The following is a 15,111-nucleotide window of genomic DNA, read 5'->3' as shown; positions in this document are numbered from 1 at the left end:
CGAAGTGAAGACGCAGACTGCTTCGCTTTTAAAACATTGATTGCACACAGAAATTAGAAATATGGCTATCGAAATCAAAGTTCCTACGGTAGGAGAATCTATTAGCGAGGTAACAATTGCAAAGTGGTTGAAGAAAGACGGAGATTATGTGCAGCAGGATGAGGTGATCTGTGAAATGGAATCTGAAAAAGCCACCTTTGAACTGAATGCAGAGAAAGCAGGGGTACTGAAAATTGCTGCCCCCGAAGGCGCTACGTTAAAAGTAGGCGATGTTGCTTGTACAATTGACACGGATGCCGCCGCTCCTGCAGGCAATGGTACTGCCGCCCCGGTAGCTGCTCCAGCCGCACCTGCGCCGGTAGCTGAAGCTGCTTCTGCAGCGCCGGCAGCACCCGCAGTAAATAAAGGAACCATTGAGATGAAGGTGCCTACTGTGGGCGAATCTATCAGTGAAGTAACACTCATCAAATGGATAAAGAAAGACGGAGATTTTGTTGAACGTGATGAAGTGATCTGTGAACTGGAATCAGAGAAAGCTACTTTTGAGCTGAACGCAGAAGAAGCCGGCGCTCTCCAGACACTGGGTAAAGAAGGTGACGTATTAAAGGTAGGAGATCCTATCGCTAAAATAGATACAAGTGCAGGCCGTCCTGCGGGTAAAGCACAACCTGCTGCAACAGCTGCTCCTGCAGCCGCTGCACAGAAAGCCGCTCCGCAGGCACAACAGGCGCCGGTTACTTCCATCCCTAACGATGTGAAGGCTACTCCTGTTGCCGCTGCCGTAATAGCAGACAAACATGTTGATCCGGCTACCATTAAAGGTTCCGGCGCTCATGGCAAGATCCTGAAAGACGATGTGTTTGCCGCCCTGCAAAACCCGGGCGTGGCTATTGGCCAGGAAATGTTCACCCGCGCAGAACGCAGGGAAAAAATGAGCAACCTGCGTAAAACAGTATCCCGCAGACTGGTAGAAGCAAAAAACACTACGGCCATGCTCACCACTTTCAACGAGGTGGATATGACCGCTATCATGGAGCTGCGCGCCAAATACAAAGAAGTGTTCAAGAAGCAGCATGAGGTGAACCTGGGCTTTATGAGCTTCTTTACCAAAGCCTGCTGTTTTGCACTGAAGGAATTCCCTTCTGTTAATGCCTACATTGACGGGGAAGAGCTGGTATACCACGATTTCTGTGACGTATCTATCGCCGTATCTGCTCCTAAAGGACTGGTAGTACCGGTAATACGCAATGCAGAAAGCCTGGATATGGCACAGATCGAAAAGAAAGTAGTAGAACTGGCTACAAAAGCAAGAGATAACAAGCTCACTATGGACGAAATGACCGGTGGTACCTTTACCATTACAAATGGCGGTGTATTCGGTTCCCTGATGAGCACTCCTATCATCAACATTCCACAGTCAGCTATCCTGGGTATGCACAAGATCCAGGAAAGACCTATGGCCATCAACGGCCAGGTAGTGATCCGCCCGATGATGTACGTTGCGCTCAGCTATGACCACCGTATCATTGACGGCCGCGAATCTGTAAGCTTCCTGGTACGTGTAAAGGAAATGCTGGAAAGTCCGGAGCAGCTGCTGTTTGGTAAAGATCCGCTGAAAGCCCTCCTGAAGCTGTAAAATAATACTAACGCGGAACGCATATTGCAGAACGCTTAACGCCTGATTGCTTTACAGCCAATCGCGTTAAGCGTTTTGCGTTTATACTTCCGGCATAATCTGCTGTATGACCCGCTGGGAAAATTATTTATTCTCCGCCGAGGAGATAACCGGTAGTTACGATGGAACGTTGCCATTGCATCACTACCTTAAAGGGTTCTTTAAACAGCATCCTTACATGGGGAGCCGCGACCGGCGGCAGATCTCCCAACTGGTGTATGCTTATTACCGGCTGGGATACCTGTGGAAAGGGAAGAAGGGCACTTCTGAAAGAGTACTAACAGGCACATTCCTATGTGAGCAACAATCCACAGAACTACTGCGCTTCTTCCGCCCTGATCTGGATGATAAAGCCGGCCTGCCGGTTGCTGACAAACTGGACCTGCTGGGTGTGAATAACCTGGCAGAGATCTTTCCTTTTGCAGGAGAACTATCGCCCGGGATTGACATCCCCTCATTCATCCAATCCTTTTTTGCTCAGCCACACCTTTTTATCCGCACGCGGAACAACAGGCAGCTGGCTATAACCCGCCTGCTGGATAAGGCGGGTATCTCTTACGAGGTAACAGGGGATGATACTATTGCATTGCCCAACAGCACTAAAATAGATACCATCATCGCCGACAAGGGCTGGTATGAGATTCAGGATGCCTCTTCCCAACAGGTAGGACAGCTGTTCACCCCTGCGCCGGGAGAGCTCTGGTGGGACGCCTGTGCTGCCAGCGGAGGGAAATCCATTCTCCTGATGGACAAGCAGCCTGGCGTAAAGCTGATGGTCAGCGATGTGAGGGCTTCCATCCTTCAGAACCTTCATCAACGGTTTAAAGAAGCCGGTATCAGGCATTATGAGAGTATTGTACTGGACCTGACAGCGCCTGTAGCTGATTCTGCCATTGGTAAGCGCAGGTTTGACCATATTATCCTGGACGCTCCCTGCTCCGGTTCCGGTACCTGGGCGCGTACGCCGGAAAACCTTTCATTCTTCCAGGCAGGGAAGATAGAAGAGTTTCAGCAGCTGCAGCAGCGTATAGCAAGGAATGTGGCCCAGTTGTTAAAGCCGGGAGGGACAATGACCTATATTACCTGCTCTGTATTCAGAAAGGAGAATGAAGATGTGGTGAGTTATATAGAGAAAGAAACAGGGTTGAAGACCCTGGAAGGAGGAGTAATAGCGGGGTATGGGCAGCGGGCGGACAGTATGTTTGCTGTTAAAATGACTAAATAAAAAGAAGCTTTCACCTCAGGTGAAAGCTTCTTGCTTTAAGGAGGCTGACCTGCGGCCAGCTGAGAATTTATTTTCTTTGAATGATACCTCCGGCTATAACATCATCCCCTTCATAGAAAACAGCTGACTGTCCGGGGGCAATCCCTTTCACCTGTTCGTAAAAGCTCACCTTTACTTTGCCATCTGCATTATAGAGATTGCTCAGCGCGCCTTTATCTTTATAACGGATCTTGGTAACAGCTTCCAGTCCTTCGGGAATATGATCATATTTCACGAAGTTGATACCTGCTACGGTCATCTCATTCCGGTTCAGCTCATCTTCATTGCCCAGTACCACGGTATTGGTTTCAGGGATGATCTCTGTTACAAAAACAGGGCGTCCCAGGGCAATATCCAGGCCTTTACGCTGACCGATGGTATAGAAGGGATATCCTTTGTGATGCCCTACTATGGTACCATCTCTCAGTACAAAGTTGCCGCCGTTCACCTGTTCTTCCAACCCATCTACCCGGCGTTTCAGGAAGCCGCGGTAATCATTGTCAGGCACAAAGCATATCTCGTAGCTTTCCGCCTTTTTAGCCAGTTCCGGGTAACCGAAATCCAGCGCCATCTGGCGGATCTCTGTTTTGCGGTATTTACCCAGCGGCACTATGGTACGTGCCAGCACGTCCTGTTGCAGGCCCCAGAGCACATAGCTCTGGTCTTTTGTTTCATCTACGCCTTTGCTGAGAATGTGACGGCCGTCCTGTTCCCTGATCTGTGCATAGTGCCCGGTAGCTATGAATTGACAATCCATCGCATCCGCCCTTTTCAGGAGGGCACGCCATTTAATGTGGGTATTGCACAGTACGCAGGGATTTGGGGTGCGTCCTGCCATGTATTCATCAACGAAGTTATTGATCACAAAATCGCCAAATTCATCCCGTATGTCCAGCACAAAGTGGGCAAAACCGTGGTGTACGGCTGCTGCACGTGCATCGTTGAAGGAATCCAGGTTACAGCACCCGGTTTCCTTTTTGCTGGAGCCGGCAGATGCGTAATCCCAGGTCTTCATGGTGATGCCCACCACTTCATACCCCTGTTCATGGAGCATCAGCGCCGTCACGGTACTGTCAATACCGCCGCTCATTGCTACCAGCACTTTGCCATGTCTGCTCATTGTTAATAATATTAGAGGTGCAAAATTACTGAAAAATCCTGCCTTTTCGGGAATAGCATATAGATAGTGTCTATGAGGTATCGGGAATAATCGATATCACATTTTTCTAAAAAAGTCGGCCTATATGTATATATTTAAGCATCGGAGTACCGGATTTATTAAATATTTATGAGCATGCAGCCTGTTTTAAATAAAGACCATGTTATGAGTCGCCCGGAACTGGGCGTTTCCCCTGTACTATTCACTTACCCGGAAAAGATCCTCCAGTTCGGCACGGGCGTATTGCTGCGCGGCCTGGTAGACTACCTGGTAGACAATGCCAATAAGCAGGGTATTTTTAAAGGAAGGATAGTGGTGGTAAAATCCACAGACGGAGATACTGCTGAGTTCAGCAGGCAGGATAACCTGTATACTACCAGCATTAGAGGCGTAGCACAGGGAGAACTGGTTAATCAACGCCTGATCAACGCTTCTGTCAGCCGTGTTTTGCAATCGAATGCAGAGTGGCAGAAGGTGCTGGAAACAGCGCATGATCCTGCTATGCAGATCATTATATCCAATACTACAGAAGTGGGGATACAGTATGTGGAAGAGGAAGTTCGTGGAAAAGTGCCGGCCTCCTATCCCGGTAAACTGCTGGCTTTATTGCTGGAGCGGTTTGAATATTTCAGGGGGGCCTCACATACAGGATTTGTGATAGTGCCGACAGAACTGGTAGTGGATAACGGGCGTTTATTAAAGGAAATAGTACTGAAATTGGCAGCATTTAACCGGCTGCCGGACGAGTTCCTGAAATGGATAGAAAGGGAAAACAGCTTCTGTAATTCGCTCGTAGACAGGATAGTGCCTGGTAAGCCGAAAGAGCTGGAAGAACTGCAGCAGGAAGCTGGTTATACAGACGGCCTGTGGATCAATGCAGAGCCTTTCCTGCTTTGGGCCATAGAAGGAGATGAACGGATCAGGAGTATACTGGAATTTCACCGGGCAGATGAGCGTATGCTGATCGCGCCGGATATCACACCTTACAGGGAACAGAAACTGAGGATACTGAATGGTAGCCATACCGTTTCTGTACCACTGGGGTACCTGAGCGGATTTAATACAGTGGTTGAATGTATGGAAGATGCCTATATGCGTTCGTTTTTCCGTACAGTGATCATTGAGGAAATATTACCTACCATTAAGAGTATCTGTCCGCAGGCGCCTGTCTTTGCAGAAGATGTGCTGGACAGGTTCGCCAATCCCTATATTGCACATAAACTGCTAAGCATCACCTTCCAGGAAAGCTCCAAGATGAATGCAAGGAATGTGAAGACATTGACCCGTTATTATGAGCAGCACAAGACATTGCCGGCTTCTATGTGCCTGGGCTTTGCCGCTATGCTGCTGTTCCTGCGCCCTGTGAAGGAAGAGAACGGGCAATACTCCGGCAGAAGAGGAACAGAAGAATATGTGATCACGGATGATAATGCACCTGTTTTTGCAGCTTACTGGAACAGTATAACAGGAAAAGATGCGGAAGCTGTAAAAGAGATGGTGAAGAAGATAGCGGCCGATAAACGTTTGTGGGAGAGTGATCTGTCACTGCTGCCAGGGTTTACGGAAACAGTAGCCGCGCATCTTAACGGCATGTTGCAGGACGGTGTAAAAGCTTATGCCGGTAGTTATAGTAAAGTATCATAAGGAATTATAGGTTTTATGAAGCAGTTTCTGGATGCTGATTTCCTGTTACGTACGGAAACAGCCAAAAGGTTATTCCACGATTATGCCAAAGAGATGCCTGTCATCGACTATCATAATCATTTACCGCCCGATGAAATAGCGGCTGACAGACAGTTTGAGAACCTGACAGCCGCCTGGCTGAAAGGTGATCATTACAAGTGGAGAGCCATGCGGGCAAACGGTGTGGCCGAAGAAGATATTACCGGCAATACGGACGACTTCACCAGGTTCAAACGCTGGGCAGCCACTGTGCCTTATACCATGCGTAACCCGCTCTACCACTGGACACATATGGAACTGCTGAACCCTTTTGGGGTAAAGCAGCTGCTGGATGCAGACAGCGCAGAGTTTGTGTACAATCACTGTAATGAACAGCTGCCCCGGTTCACTACCCGGGCGCTGCTGGAACATTTTAAGGTAGATACTCTATGCACCACAGACGATCCGTGCGATACACTGGAATATCATCAGGCTATCAGTCAGTCGGGTTTTAAAGTGAAGGTGCTGCCTACCTTCCGTCCTGATAAAGCTATTGGTACAGAAGATGTAGCAGCATTCAATGTCTATGCAGACAGACTGGGAACAGTAGCCGGCAGGAACACAGACACCTATACGCAGTTCATGGATGCCCTGCACAGCCGGCATGATTACTTTCATGCTAACGGTGGCCGCTTGTCTGATCATGGTATCAGCACATTCTATGCAGCAGACTTTACGATGGAAGAACTGACGGCATCCTATGCTAAGCTAAGAAGCGGCAAACTGCTTACAGCAGCAGAAGCGAACACCTTTAAAGCAGGTACCCTGCATTTTATATGCGAGTGGAACCATGAAAGAGGATGGGTGCAACAGTTCCATGTAGGCGCTATCCGTAATAACAACAGCAGGTTGATGAAGAGGATAGGCGCTGATGCGGGAGTGGATTCTATAGGCGACTGGCAGGTAGCACAGGCGATGTCTGCTTTCCTGGATGGACTGGATAAGAAAGATAAGCTGGCAAAGACAGTAGTATATAATCTGAACCCGGCATACAATGAAGTGTTTGCTACCATGGTGGGTAATTTCCAGGACGGGACCGTACCAGGTAAAATGCAGTTCGGCTCCGGCTGGTGGTTCCTGGATCAGAAGGACGGTATGGAAAAGCAGATGAATGCCCTGAGCAATATGGGATTGCTGAGCCGTTTTGTAGGTATGCTTACAGATTCAAGAAGTTTCCTTTCCTACTCACGGCATGAATATTTTCGACGTATTTTGTGTAACCTCATCGGTAACGATGTAGAGAACGGAGAACTGCCTGCAGATATTAACTGGCTGGGAAAAATGGTGCAGGATATCAGTTACAACAACGCAAAGACATATTTTGGATTTTAGACCCTAAACAGATCATGAAGCCGGTTAAGGTTATTTCATTCGGAGAGATTTTATTGCGCTTGTCGCCCGAGTGGGACAAGCACAGCGCCGCCCTTTACGTAGGCGGTGCAGAAGCCAACGTAGCAGCCGCACTGGCGCGCTGGGGCACCCCTGTATCCTACATCAGCCGTGTGCCTGAAAACGGGATCGCCATACAGGTGCAGGAGCAGCTGGAAGCCCTAGGAGTAACAACAGACAGGATGCTGAAAGGAGGTGACAGGATAGGTATTTATTTCCTGGAACAGGGAAAAGACCTGAAGAACGCCGGTGTGGTGTATGACAGGAAATATTCTTCTTTCAGTCAGCTGAAGCCCGGTACGGTAGACTGGGACAGTCTGCTGGGAGATGCAGAGTGGTTTCACTGGAGTGCGTTGACGCCTGCATTGAACGAAGATACCGCCGTTATTTGTAAGGAAGTGCTGGAAGCTGCTTCCCGTAAAGGTTTGAAGATATCTACAGATCTGAACTACCGTAGTAAATTATGGCAGTACGGTAAGCAGCCTTTTGCGGTAATGCCCCCGCTGGCAGAGTATTGTGATGTGATAATGGGAAACATATGGGCTTCCCACCAGATGCTGGATACCAGCCTGAATACAGCGAAGCTGGAGACGGCAGATAAGAAAGCATACCTGGAAGAAGCGGCAGCTGTGGCAAAGGAGATCACAGAGAAATTTCCACGTTGTAAACAGGTGGCATTTACATTCAGGTTTTCAGATGCACCTGCGCATAACCTGTACTATGCCACATGGTATGAAGGTGGCGAGCTGAAGGTGTCAAAACAATATGAAACCCATGATGTGGTAGACCGTGTAGGCAGTGGAGACAGCTTTATGGCTGGCCTGATACATGCGCAGGTAAGTGGTATGAATGCGCAGGAAACCATCTCTTTTGCAGCAGCAGCAGCGTGGTCAAAGCTGTTCCTTAAAGGAGATTTTAATTTAACGTCAAAAGAAGATATTCTAAAACTTATATAAATGGCAGCAGCAGCAGCAACTATCATTGCAGCATTTGAGCAAAGCAAGGCAATTCCTGTATTTTATCATGAAGATGCGGAAGTGTGCAAACAGGTATTGCAGGCCTGTTATAATGCTGGTTTGCGGGTATTTGAGTTTACGAACCGCGGAGAGCAGGCAAAGCGCAACTTTGCCATTATGTGGGAGTTGAAGAAAGCCACTATGCCGGATATGTACCTGGGCATAGGCACTATTAAGAACGGTGCAGATGCAAAGGAATTTGCGAAGATGGGAGCAGATTTTATAGTCAGCCCTATTACCGAGCCCGGTATTGCCGTAGCATGCAGGGAAGAGAATATCCTGTGGATACCCGGTTGTATGACGCCTACTGAAATTGCAGTAGCAGAGAATAATGGCGCTCCGCTGGCAAAGCTGTTTCCCGGTAACGTGCTGGGCCCTGGCTTTGTAAAAGCTATCAAGCCGTTATTTCCTAAAATGAAATTTATGCCAACAGGTGGGGTAGAGCCAACGAAGGAAAGTATAAAATCCTGGCTGGATGCCGGTGTAGTATGCGTGGGAATGGGGTCTAACCTGTTGAACAAAGAACTGATAGATAAAAAGGACTGGACTGGTTTAGGCAGGCAGTTGTCTGAAGTAGCTGAAATACTGAAGAGTTTTAAATAAGCTATAAAGCAGCAATACTCAATGATTTCCCGTAATTTGTGCAAACGTTTGCATAATTCAGGACTGTGTTGTAAATTGATAACGCTTTATAAATTCCAAAATGAAAGGCATGGACTCCACTACAATAGGTAAGTATCGCTGGCGCATTTGTGCGTTGTTATTCTTTGCTACTACCATTAATTACATAGACAGACAGGTGATAGGTTTGCTCAAGCCTATACTGGAACAGGATTTTCACTGGACAGAGACAGATTACAGCCATATTGTGATGGCATTTTCCGCTTCCTATGCTGCGGGGTTGCTGTTTTTTGGCAGGCTGGTAGATAAGATCGGAACTAAAATGGGATATACACTTTCCATTATTGTATGGAGTATTGCAGCGATGGTGCATGCGCTGGCCAAGACTACCCTGGGTTTTGGTTTGGCGAGGGTACTGCTGGGGCTGGGAGAATCCGGCAACTTCCCGGTGGCTATTAAATCTGTTGCAGAATGGTTCCCTAAAAAGGAACGTGCGCTGGCTACAGGTATCTTCAATTCAGGCGCTAACATCGGTGCTGTAGTAGCGCCGGTAGTGGTTCCCTGGCTGGCAGGTACATATGGCTGGCAGCATGCGTTTATATGGACCGGTGTGATAGGTTTTGTATGGCTTATTTTCTGGGTGTTCATGTATGAAATACCCGCCCGGCATAAGAAACTGACACAGGCAGAGTATGATTATATTCATAGTGATGATGAGGATAAACCGCTGACGGAAGGGCTGCCTGAGGGGATTAAGCCGGTTACGGCTGCCGCTACCCAGGCTGCTGAAGCTGCTGATTCACAAGGCAAAGTAACATGGGGAAAACTACTGGGAGTTAAGCAGACATGGGCATTCGTGTTTGGAAAGCTGCTTACAGATCCTATCTGGTGGTTCTTCCTGTTCTGGCTGCCATCTTACTTTTCAACTACTTTTAATCTTGATTTCAAGAAGCCCAATCTGCAGCTGATCCTTGTTTATACAGCCACTACAGTAGGCAGTATAGGAGGAGGTTATCTTTCTTCCTGGCTGATACGTAAGCAATGGCCTGTATTCAAGGCCCGTAAAGCATCTATGCTCTTTTTTGCCATCTGCGTAGTGCCTATCATGTTTGCACAGTATACCAATAACGTGTGGATAGCTGTTGCGCTGATAAGCCTTGCTGCTGCGGCTCACCAGGCATGGTCTGCCAACATCTTCACCACGGCTTCAGATATGTTCCCGAAATATGCGGTAAGTTCTGTAGTTGGTATTGGTGGCATGGCCGGTTCAGTAGGTGGAATACTGTTTCCGATACTGGTAGGAGACCTGCTGGATTATTACAAGGCATTGGGCAATCTGGGTGCAGGTTATAATATCCTGTTCACTATCTGTGCGTTTATGTACCTGCTGGCCTGGATCATCATGCACTTCTTTGCTCCGAAGATGGAGCGGGTAAAATTATAAGAGAACACATATTCCTAATAAAAAACGCTTTCGTTTATTGAACGAAAGCGTTTTTTTATATCTGGAAATACCAGTTTTTACAGGCTTACACCACGTTTCCATGGAATGAAATCATCCTGGCGCAGCAGTTCTGCTTTAGTCTGTACTTCACCACTGGCAGCTTTGATAACATATTCCAGTATTTCTTCGCCCATTGTTTCGATGGATTTTTCTCCGCTGATAATGGTACCTGTGTTGATATCAATGATATCCGGCATACGTTGTGCCAGTTTGGTATTGGTAGCCAGTTTCACAACCGGGGCAATAGGGTTGCCGGTAGGCGTGCCCAGGCCGGTGGTGAACAGGACTATATTGGCGCCGGAACCCACTTCGGCAGAAGTAGATTCAACGTCATTGCCCGGTGTACAAAGAAGGTTCAGGCCTGGTCTTTTGACGTATTCAGTATAATCCAGTACATCTGTAACAGGGGAGATACCACCTTTCTTAGCTGCTCCGGCAGATTTGATAGCATCTGTGATCAGGCCGTCTTTAATATTGCCGGGAGAAGGGTTCATATAAAAACCGGAACCTACTGATTCAGCCTGGCTTTCATATGCACGCATAATGCGGATGAATTTATCTGAAGTATTTGTATCTACGCAGCGGTTTATCAGTTCCTGTTCAACACCGCACAGTTCAGGGAATTCGGAGAGGATGGATGTTCCGCCCAGTGCTACCAGCAGGTCTGAAGTATGACCTACGGCCGGGTTGGCAGAAATACCGGAAAAGCCGTCCGAGCCGCCGCATTCCAGGCCTATTACCAGTTTAGACAGAGGGGCCGGCTGGCGTGGGCTTTTGTCTGCCTCTACCAGCGCCAGGAAGGTTTCCCTGATGGCGTCTGAAAGCATGGTAAATTCTGAAGCGCTTTTCTGCTGTTCAAATACCAGTAATGGTTTATCGAATTGTGGGTTGAGTTTCTTCAGCGCTGCCTGCAGGATAGATACCTGTGCGTGCTGACAACCAAGGCTCAGGATCGTTGCACCGGCTACGTTAGGGTGGTGAATATAGCCCGCCAGCAGTGCACAAAGTGCGTCTGAATCCTGGCGTGTACCACCGCAGCCGCCTTCGTGCATGAGGAACTTAATACCATCTATGTTTGAAAAGACAGTATTACGTTTATCGGTAGCTGTTATAGCTTCTGCCTTGTATTCTTTGATGGCGCTCAGATTACCGCTTTTATACAGTGCTACCAGGTCCTGCACCTGGTCGTTATACACTTCTGCAGGAGCAAAGCCCAGCCCTTTTTCAAAGGCTGTTTTGATAACGCTGACATTGCGGTTCTCGCAGAATACCATGGGAATGACCAGCCAGTAGTTGCGTGTGCCTACCTGCCCGTCTTTACGGTGATACCCCATAAAAGTGCGTGTCTGCCATTTACTTACATCCGGTTTCTCCCATTGGATATTACCGTCTTTTTCATGGAATGCATTGGCGTCATGCTTTACATTCTCAATTGTAATAAGTTCTCCTTTCCTGATCAGTGTGTTTGCCTTACCAACCAGTACACCGTACATAGTTATGGGATCGCCGGACTGAGCGTCGGCAATCATGAATTTATGTTTAGCAGGAACGTCTTGCAGCAATTTGATAGTGGAACCATTAAATCCGATATCAGTGCCGCTCCGCAGGTCTTGCAGAGCCACCAGTACATTGTCTTCGGGATGGATTTGTAGAAACGTATTCATAATACTAAAGTATGAAATAACCGCAGTCGCTGTTAATACTAAAATCTTAATCCATGATGAGATTTTGACTTTGAAACCGGCTAAAAACCGCAAGCAGCAAGCTAAAAGCATTTAGCGAGAGGGTAAAGCAATACTATTTTTTATGAGTAAAGTATCAGTTTGATTTTTTTGAGGGGTATAGCCCGATTCCATCTTTTTATGCAAACGTTTGCATTTTTGGGTTTTATGCGGTACTTTCGGGTACAGTTATGAAAAAAATGCTGATACAGCATTCTCTTCTATTATTATCATTTCTTAATATAATATGTCGTGTTTATGACAGCAGAAACGAGGTATGCCGCCAGCCCTGCAGAAGTCCTGCGCTGGAATACGGAGCAGACAAGAAAGGAACTTTTGATCGAAAAGCTTTTTGTACAGGATGAAATAAAACTGGTATACAGTCATTATGACCGTTTTGTAACAGGTGGCATCTTCCCGGTCAGCAAACCATTGCAGCTCATGGCGCCTGACCAGTTCAAAGCACAGTATTTCCTGGAAAGGAGAGAGCTGGGTATTATCAACGTAGGTGGCGCCGGTACTGTGAAAGTGGATGGTGAAAGCTTTGAGGTGGCTTTCAAGGAAGCGCTGTATGTAGGAAAAGGCAAAAAAGAAGTGATTTTCAGCAGTAAAGACGCTGCCGCTCCGGCAAAATTTTACCTGAACTCAACACCAGCCCATCATGAATTCCCTTCCCGCCTGGTTACCCGCCAGGATGCAGAAGTAGTAACCCTGGGCACACCGGAAACATCCAATCACCGTACTATCAATAAGTTGATCGTAGCCAGCGTTCTGCCTACCTGCCAGCTGCAGATGGGAATGACAGAGCTGAAAACAGGCAGCGTATGGAATACCATGCCGGCACATACACATGACCGCCGTATGGAGGTCTATTTCTATTTTGAAGTACCTCAGGGTCAGTCCGTATGTCACTTCTGGGGCCAGCCACAGGAAACCCGCCATATCTGGATGCAGAATGAGCAGGCGGTGATCTCTCCGCCCTGGTCTATCCACTCCGGCGCCGGTACCAGCAACTATACTTTTATATGGGGAATGGCGGGAGAGAACCTTGATTACGGCGATATGGACGTATGCGCAACTCCTGATCTGAGATAAAACACAAAACCATGAAGCGAATATTATTACTGTTAATGGCGGCAGGCATCCTGCCTGCTGCACTGCCGGCATTCTCTTTGCCGGCGCCGGCCAGTATTACTATTACCAATCCGTCAGGCACAGCAAGGATTGAAGAAGTGGTAGAGATACCCTACCGGCAGGTAAGCAGCTTTGCTGTGAAAAACGGGAACTTCAGGCTGGTAAATAAACAGACCGGAAAAGAAGTGCCTTATCAGCTGGCGTATGAAGGTAATGAACAACCTGAATGGCTGCTGGTGCAGGTAAGCATACCTGCGCATGGTACTGTTATACTCAACGCAGCAGCGGGAAAACCGGCTGCTGTAAAAGCCCGTACTTACGGCCGCTATGTGCCGGAACGTAAAGACGATTTTGCCTGGGAGAATGACAGGATGGCCTTCCGCATGTATGGTAAAGCACTGGAAAATTTTCCGGCAGAGAATGCACATGGAATTGATGTATGGGCAAAACGTACTACAGACCTGGTAGTGGACAGATGGTATAAAGTGAATGACTATCATCATGATAACGGCCAGGGACTTGACTACTACCATGTAGGCCTGACGCTGGGCGGAGGGGATATTGCTCCTTTCATCAATGATTCTGTTTACTATCCGCTGCACTACAGGACCTGGAAAGTGCTGGATAATGGTCCGCTGCGTACTACCTTCCAGCTGGGCTACGAAGCATGGCAGGCTGGGAATACTAAGGTAACAGTGGTAAAGACCATCTCTCTCGATGCCGGTTCCCAGCTCAATAAGATGAGCATACAATATTCTGAGAACATTCCTGTAGTGACAGGTATTGTAAAACGCCCGGAACCAGGCAGCATGCTGCTGGACGAAAAGAGTGGAGTAGTGGGCTACTGGGAACCGCAGCATGGTGAAGATGGTATTATTGGCTTAGGCATGGTAATGCCGGCGCATAACAACCCTATGCTGGTTACAAAACAGCATCTGCTGGCAAAAGGCGATGCAAGCGGTAGTGAGCCGTATATTTATTATGCCGGGGCTGCATGGAACAAAGCAGGGCGGTTTACTACAGCAACACAATGGTTTGCATATCTGCAGGCATTTGCTGAAAAGCTGCAACAGCCCTTACAGGTGAAAGTGAACTGACAGATCATTATCTACAGATATTTAAATTATTCCAATGGTATTACAATCATTTGACCTTACAGGAAAGACAGCACTGGTAACCGGCTGCAAACGCGGTATAGGACTGGGTATAGCTATAGCGCTGGCAGAAGCGGGCGCAGATATTATAGGGGTTTCAGCTTCACTGGAGAAAGAAGGAAGTGAGGCTGAAAAGGCGGTGACAGCCCTGGGCAGAAAGTTCTATGCCTACCAGTGTGACTTTGGCAAACGTGAGGCGTTGTATGGCTTTATCAAAGAAATGAACAGCCGTTTCCCTGTTATTGACATACTGGTGAACAATGCAGGCACCATCATGCGTAAGCCTGCAGCAGAGCATCCGGACGAGTACTGGGATGAAGTGATCAACATCAACCTGGACGCACCTTTCATATTAACAAGGGAAATAGGTAAACAGATGCTTACTCAAGGCAGGGGAAAGATTATCTTTACAGCATCGCTGCTCACCTTCCAGGGAGGTATCAATGTTCCGGGATATGCGGCCAGCAAAGGAGCGGTAGGATCGCTGGTAAAGGCCTTTGCAAATGAATGGGCCGGTAAGGGAGTGAACGTGAATGCCATTGCCCCGGGATATATTGCTACAGATAATACTGCTGCATTACGTGCAGATGAAAAACGCAGTGCAGCCATACTGGACCGTATACCTGCCGGCAGATGGGGAGTACCGGAAGATTTTAAAGGTCCCGCGGTTTTCCTGGCATCTGCAGCATCAGATTATGTGCATGGTACAATACTGACAGTTGACGGCGGTTGGATGGGACGTTAAAAAGCCA

At 47.8% G+C, this 15,111-nt stretch carries 12 protein-coding genes; 10 read left to right on the top strand and 2 right to left on the bottom strand.

Features of this window, described 5'->3' with window-relative positions:
* Positions 1–61: 61 nt before the first annotated feature.
* Positions 62–1,636 (top strand): 2-oxoglutarate dehydrogenase complex dihydrolipoyllysine-residue succinyltransferase, encoded by a 1,575-nt coding sequence (gene odhB / locus GO493_RS20895; RefSeq protein ID WP_157308178.1) that lies wholly within the window; start codon positions 62–64, stop codon positions 1,634–1,636.
* Between the two features lie 106 nt (positions 1,637–1,742).
* Positions 1,743–2,900 (top strand): RsmB/NOP family class I SAM-dependent RNA methyltransferase, encoded by a 1,158-nt coding sequence (locus GO493_RS20890; protein ID WP_157308177.1) that lies wholly within the window; start codon positions 1,743–1,745, stop codon positions 2,898–2,900.
* A gap of 67 nt (positions 2,901–2,967) precedes the next feature.
* Here the strand turns inward: GO493_RS20890 and mnmA are convergent, their stop codons facing one another.
* Positions 2,968–4,059 (bottom strand): tRNA 2-thiouridine(34) synthase MnmA, encoded by a 1,092-nt coding sequence (gene mnmA / locus GO493_RS20885; protein WP_157308176.1) that lies wholly within the window; start codon positions 4,057–4,059, stop codon positions 2,968–2,970.
* A 174-nt stretch (positions 4,060–4,233) separates the two neighbouring features.
* Between mnmA and GO493_RS20880 the strand changes: the two genes are divergently transcribed.
* The 5 genes from GO493_RS20880 to GO493_RS20860 all read left to right on the top strand — a co-directional run bounded on the left by GO493_RS20880 (position 4,234) and on the right by GO493_RS20860 (position 10,290).
* Complete coding sequence (locus GO493_RS20880) at positions 4,234–5,742, top strand: tagaturonate reductase (RefSeq protein WP_157308175.1); 1,509 nt, start codon at positions 4,234–4,236, stop codon at positions 5,740–5,742.
* Between the two features lie 15 nt (positions 5,743–5,757).
* Complete coding sequence (gene uxaC / locus GO493_RS20875; RefSeq protein WP_157308174.1) at positions 5,758–7,152, top strand: glucuronate isomerase; 1,395 nt, start codon at positions 5,758–5,760, stop codon at positions 7,150–7,152.
* Positions 7,153–7,166: 14 nt separating this feature from the next.
* Positions 7,167–8,165, top strand: a complete 999-nt coding sequence (locus tag GO493_RS20870; protein WP_157308173.1) for a sugar kinase — start codon at positions 7,167–7,169, stop codon at positions 8,163–8,165.
* Positions 8,166–8,828 (top strand): beta/alpha barrel domain-containing protein, encoded by a 663-nt coding sequence (locus GO493_RS20865; RefSeq protein ID WP_157308172.1) that lies wholly within the window; start codon positions 8,166–8,168, stop codon positions 8,826–8,828.
* Positions 8,829–8,937: 109 nt separating this feature from the next.
* Positions 8,938–10,290, top strand: coding sequence for an MFS transporter (locus GO493_RS20860; protein WP_232538914.1), 1,353 nt, complete (start codon positions 8,938–8,940; stop codon positions 10,288–10,290).
* A gap of 77 nt (positions 10,291–10,367) precedes the next feature.
* Here the strand turns inward: GO493_RS20860 and GO493_RS20855 are convergent, their stop codons facing one another.
* A complete protein-coding gene (locus tag GO493_RS20855) occupies positions 10,368–12,014 on the bottom strand; it encodes a UxaA family hydrolase (protein WP_157308170.1) in 1,647 nt (548 codons plus the stop codon).
* A gap of 315 nt (positions 12,015–12,329) precedes the next feature.
* Here GO493_RS20855 and kduI point away from each other — a divergent pair, with 315 nt between their 5' ends.
* Genes kduI through kduD form a run of 3 tightly spaced genes read left to right on the top strand, consistent with a single transcriptional unit; the run spans position 12,330 to position 15,104 of the window.
* Positions 12,330–13,166 (top strand): 5-dehydro-4-deoxy-D-glucuronate isomerase, encoded by an 837-nt coding sequence (gene kduI, locus GO493_RS20850; protein WP_157308169.1) that lies wholly within the window; start codon positions 12,330–12,332, stop codon positions 13,164–13,166.
* 11 nt (positions 13,167–13,177) lie between these two features.
* On the top strand, positions 13,178–14,302 hold the full coding sequence (locus tag GO493_RS20845; protein WP_157308168.1) for a DUF4861 domain-containing protein: 1,125 nt from the start codon (positions 13,178–13,180) through the stop codon (positions 14,300–14,302).
* A 34-nt stretch (positions 14,303–14,336) separates the two neighbouring features.
* On the top strand, positions 14,337–15,104 hold the full coding sequence (gene kduD, locus GO493_RS20840) for a 2-dehydro-3-deoxy-D-gluconate 5-dehydrogenase KduD (RefSeq protein ID WP_157308167.1): 768 nt from the start codon (positions 14,337–14,339) through the stop codon (positions 15,102–15,104).
* The last annotated feature ends 7 nt before the right edge of the window (positions 15,105–15,111 follow it).

This window comes from Chitinophaga tropicalis (assembly GCF_009758205.1).
Classification (GTDB): Bacteria; Bacteroidota; Bacteroidia; order Chitinophagales; family Chitinophagaceae; genus Chitinophaga; species Chitinophaga tropicalis.
This window is presented reverse-complemented; position numbering and strand designations above follow the sequence as displayed.

Coding starts and splice junctions, on each gene's coding strand:
- odhB (WP_157308178.1), top strand. CDS start 62: ATGGCTATCGAAATCAAAGTTCCTACGGTAGGAGAATCTATTAGCGAG.
- GO493_RS20890 (WP_157308177.1), top strand. CDS start 1,743: ATGACCCGCTGGGAAAATTATTTATTCTCCGCCGAGGAGATAACCGGT.
- mnmA (WP_157308176.1), bottom strand. CDS start 4,059: ATGAGCAGACATGGCAAAGTGCTGGTAGCAATGAGCGGCGGTATTGAC.
- GO493_RS20880 (WP_157308175.1), top strand. CDS start 4,234: ATGCAGCCTGTTTTAAATAAAGACCATGTTATGAGTCGCCCGGAACTG.
- uxaC (WP_157308174.1), top strand. CDS start 5,758: ATGAAGCAGTTTCTGGATGCTGATTTCCTGTTACGTACGGAAACAGCC.
- GO493_RS20870 (WP_157308173.1), top strand. CDS start 7,167: ATGAAGCCGGTTAAGGTTATTTCATTCGGAGAGATTTTATTGCGCTTG.
- GO493_RS20865 (WP_157308172.1), top strand. CDS start 8,166: ATGGCAGCAGCAGCAGCAACTATCATTGCAGCATTTGAGCAAAGCAAG.
- GO493_RS20860 (WP_232538914.1), top strand. CDS start 8,938: ATGGACTCCACTACAATAGGTAAGTATCGCTGGCGCATTTGTGCGTTG.
- GO493_RS20855 (WP_157308170.1), bottom strand. CDS start 12,014: ATGAATACGTTTCTACAAATCCATCCCGAAGACAATGTACTGGTGGCT.
- kduI (WP_157308169.1), top strand. CDS start 12,330: ATGACAGCAGAAACGAGGTATGCCGCCAGCCCTGCAGAAGTCCTGCGC.
- GO493_RS20845 (WP_157308168.1), top strand. CDS start 13,178: ATGAAGCGAATATTATTACTGTTAATGGCGGCAGGCATCCTGCCTGCT.
- kduD (WP_157308167.1), top strand. CDS start 14,337: ATGGTATTACAATCATTTGACCTTACAGGAAAGACAGCACTGGTAACC.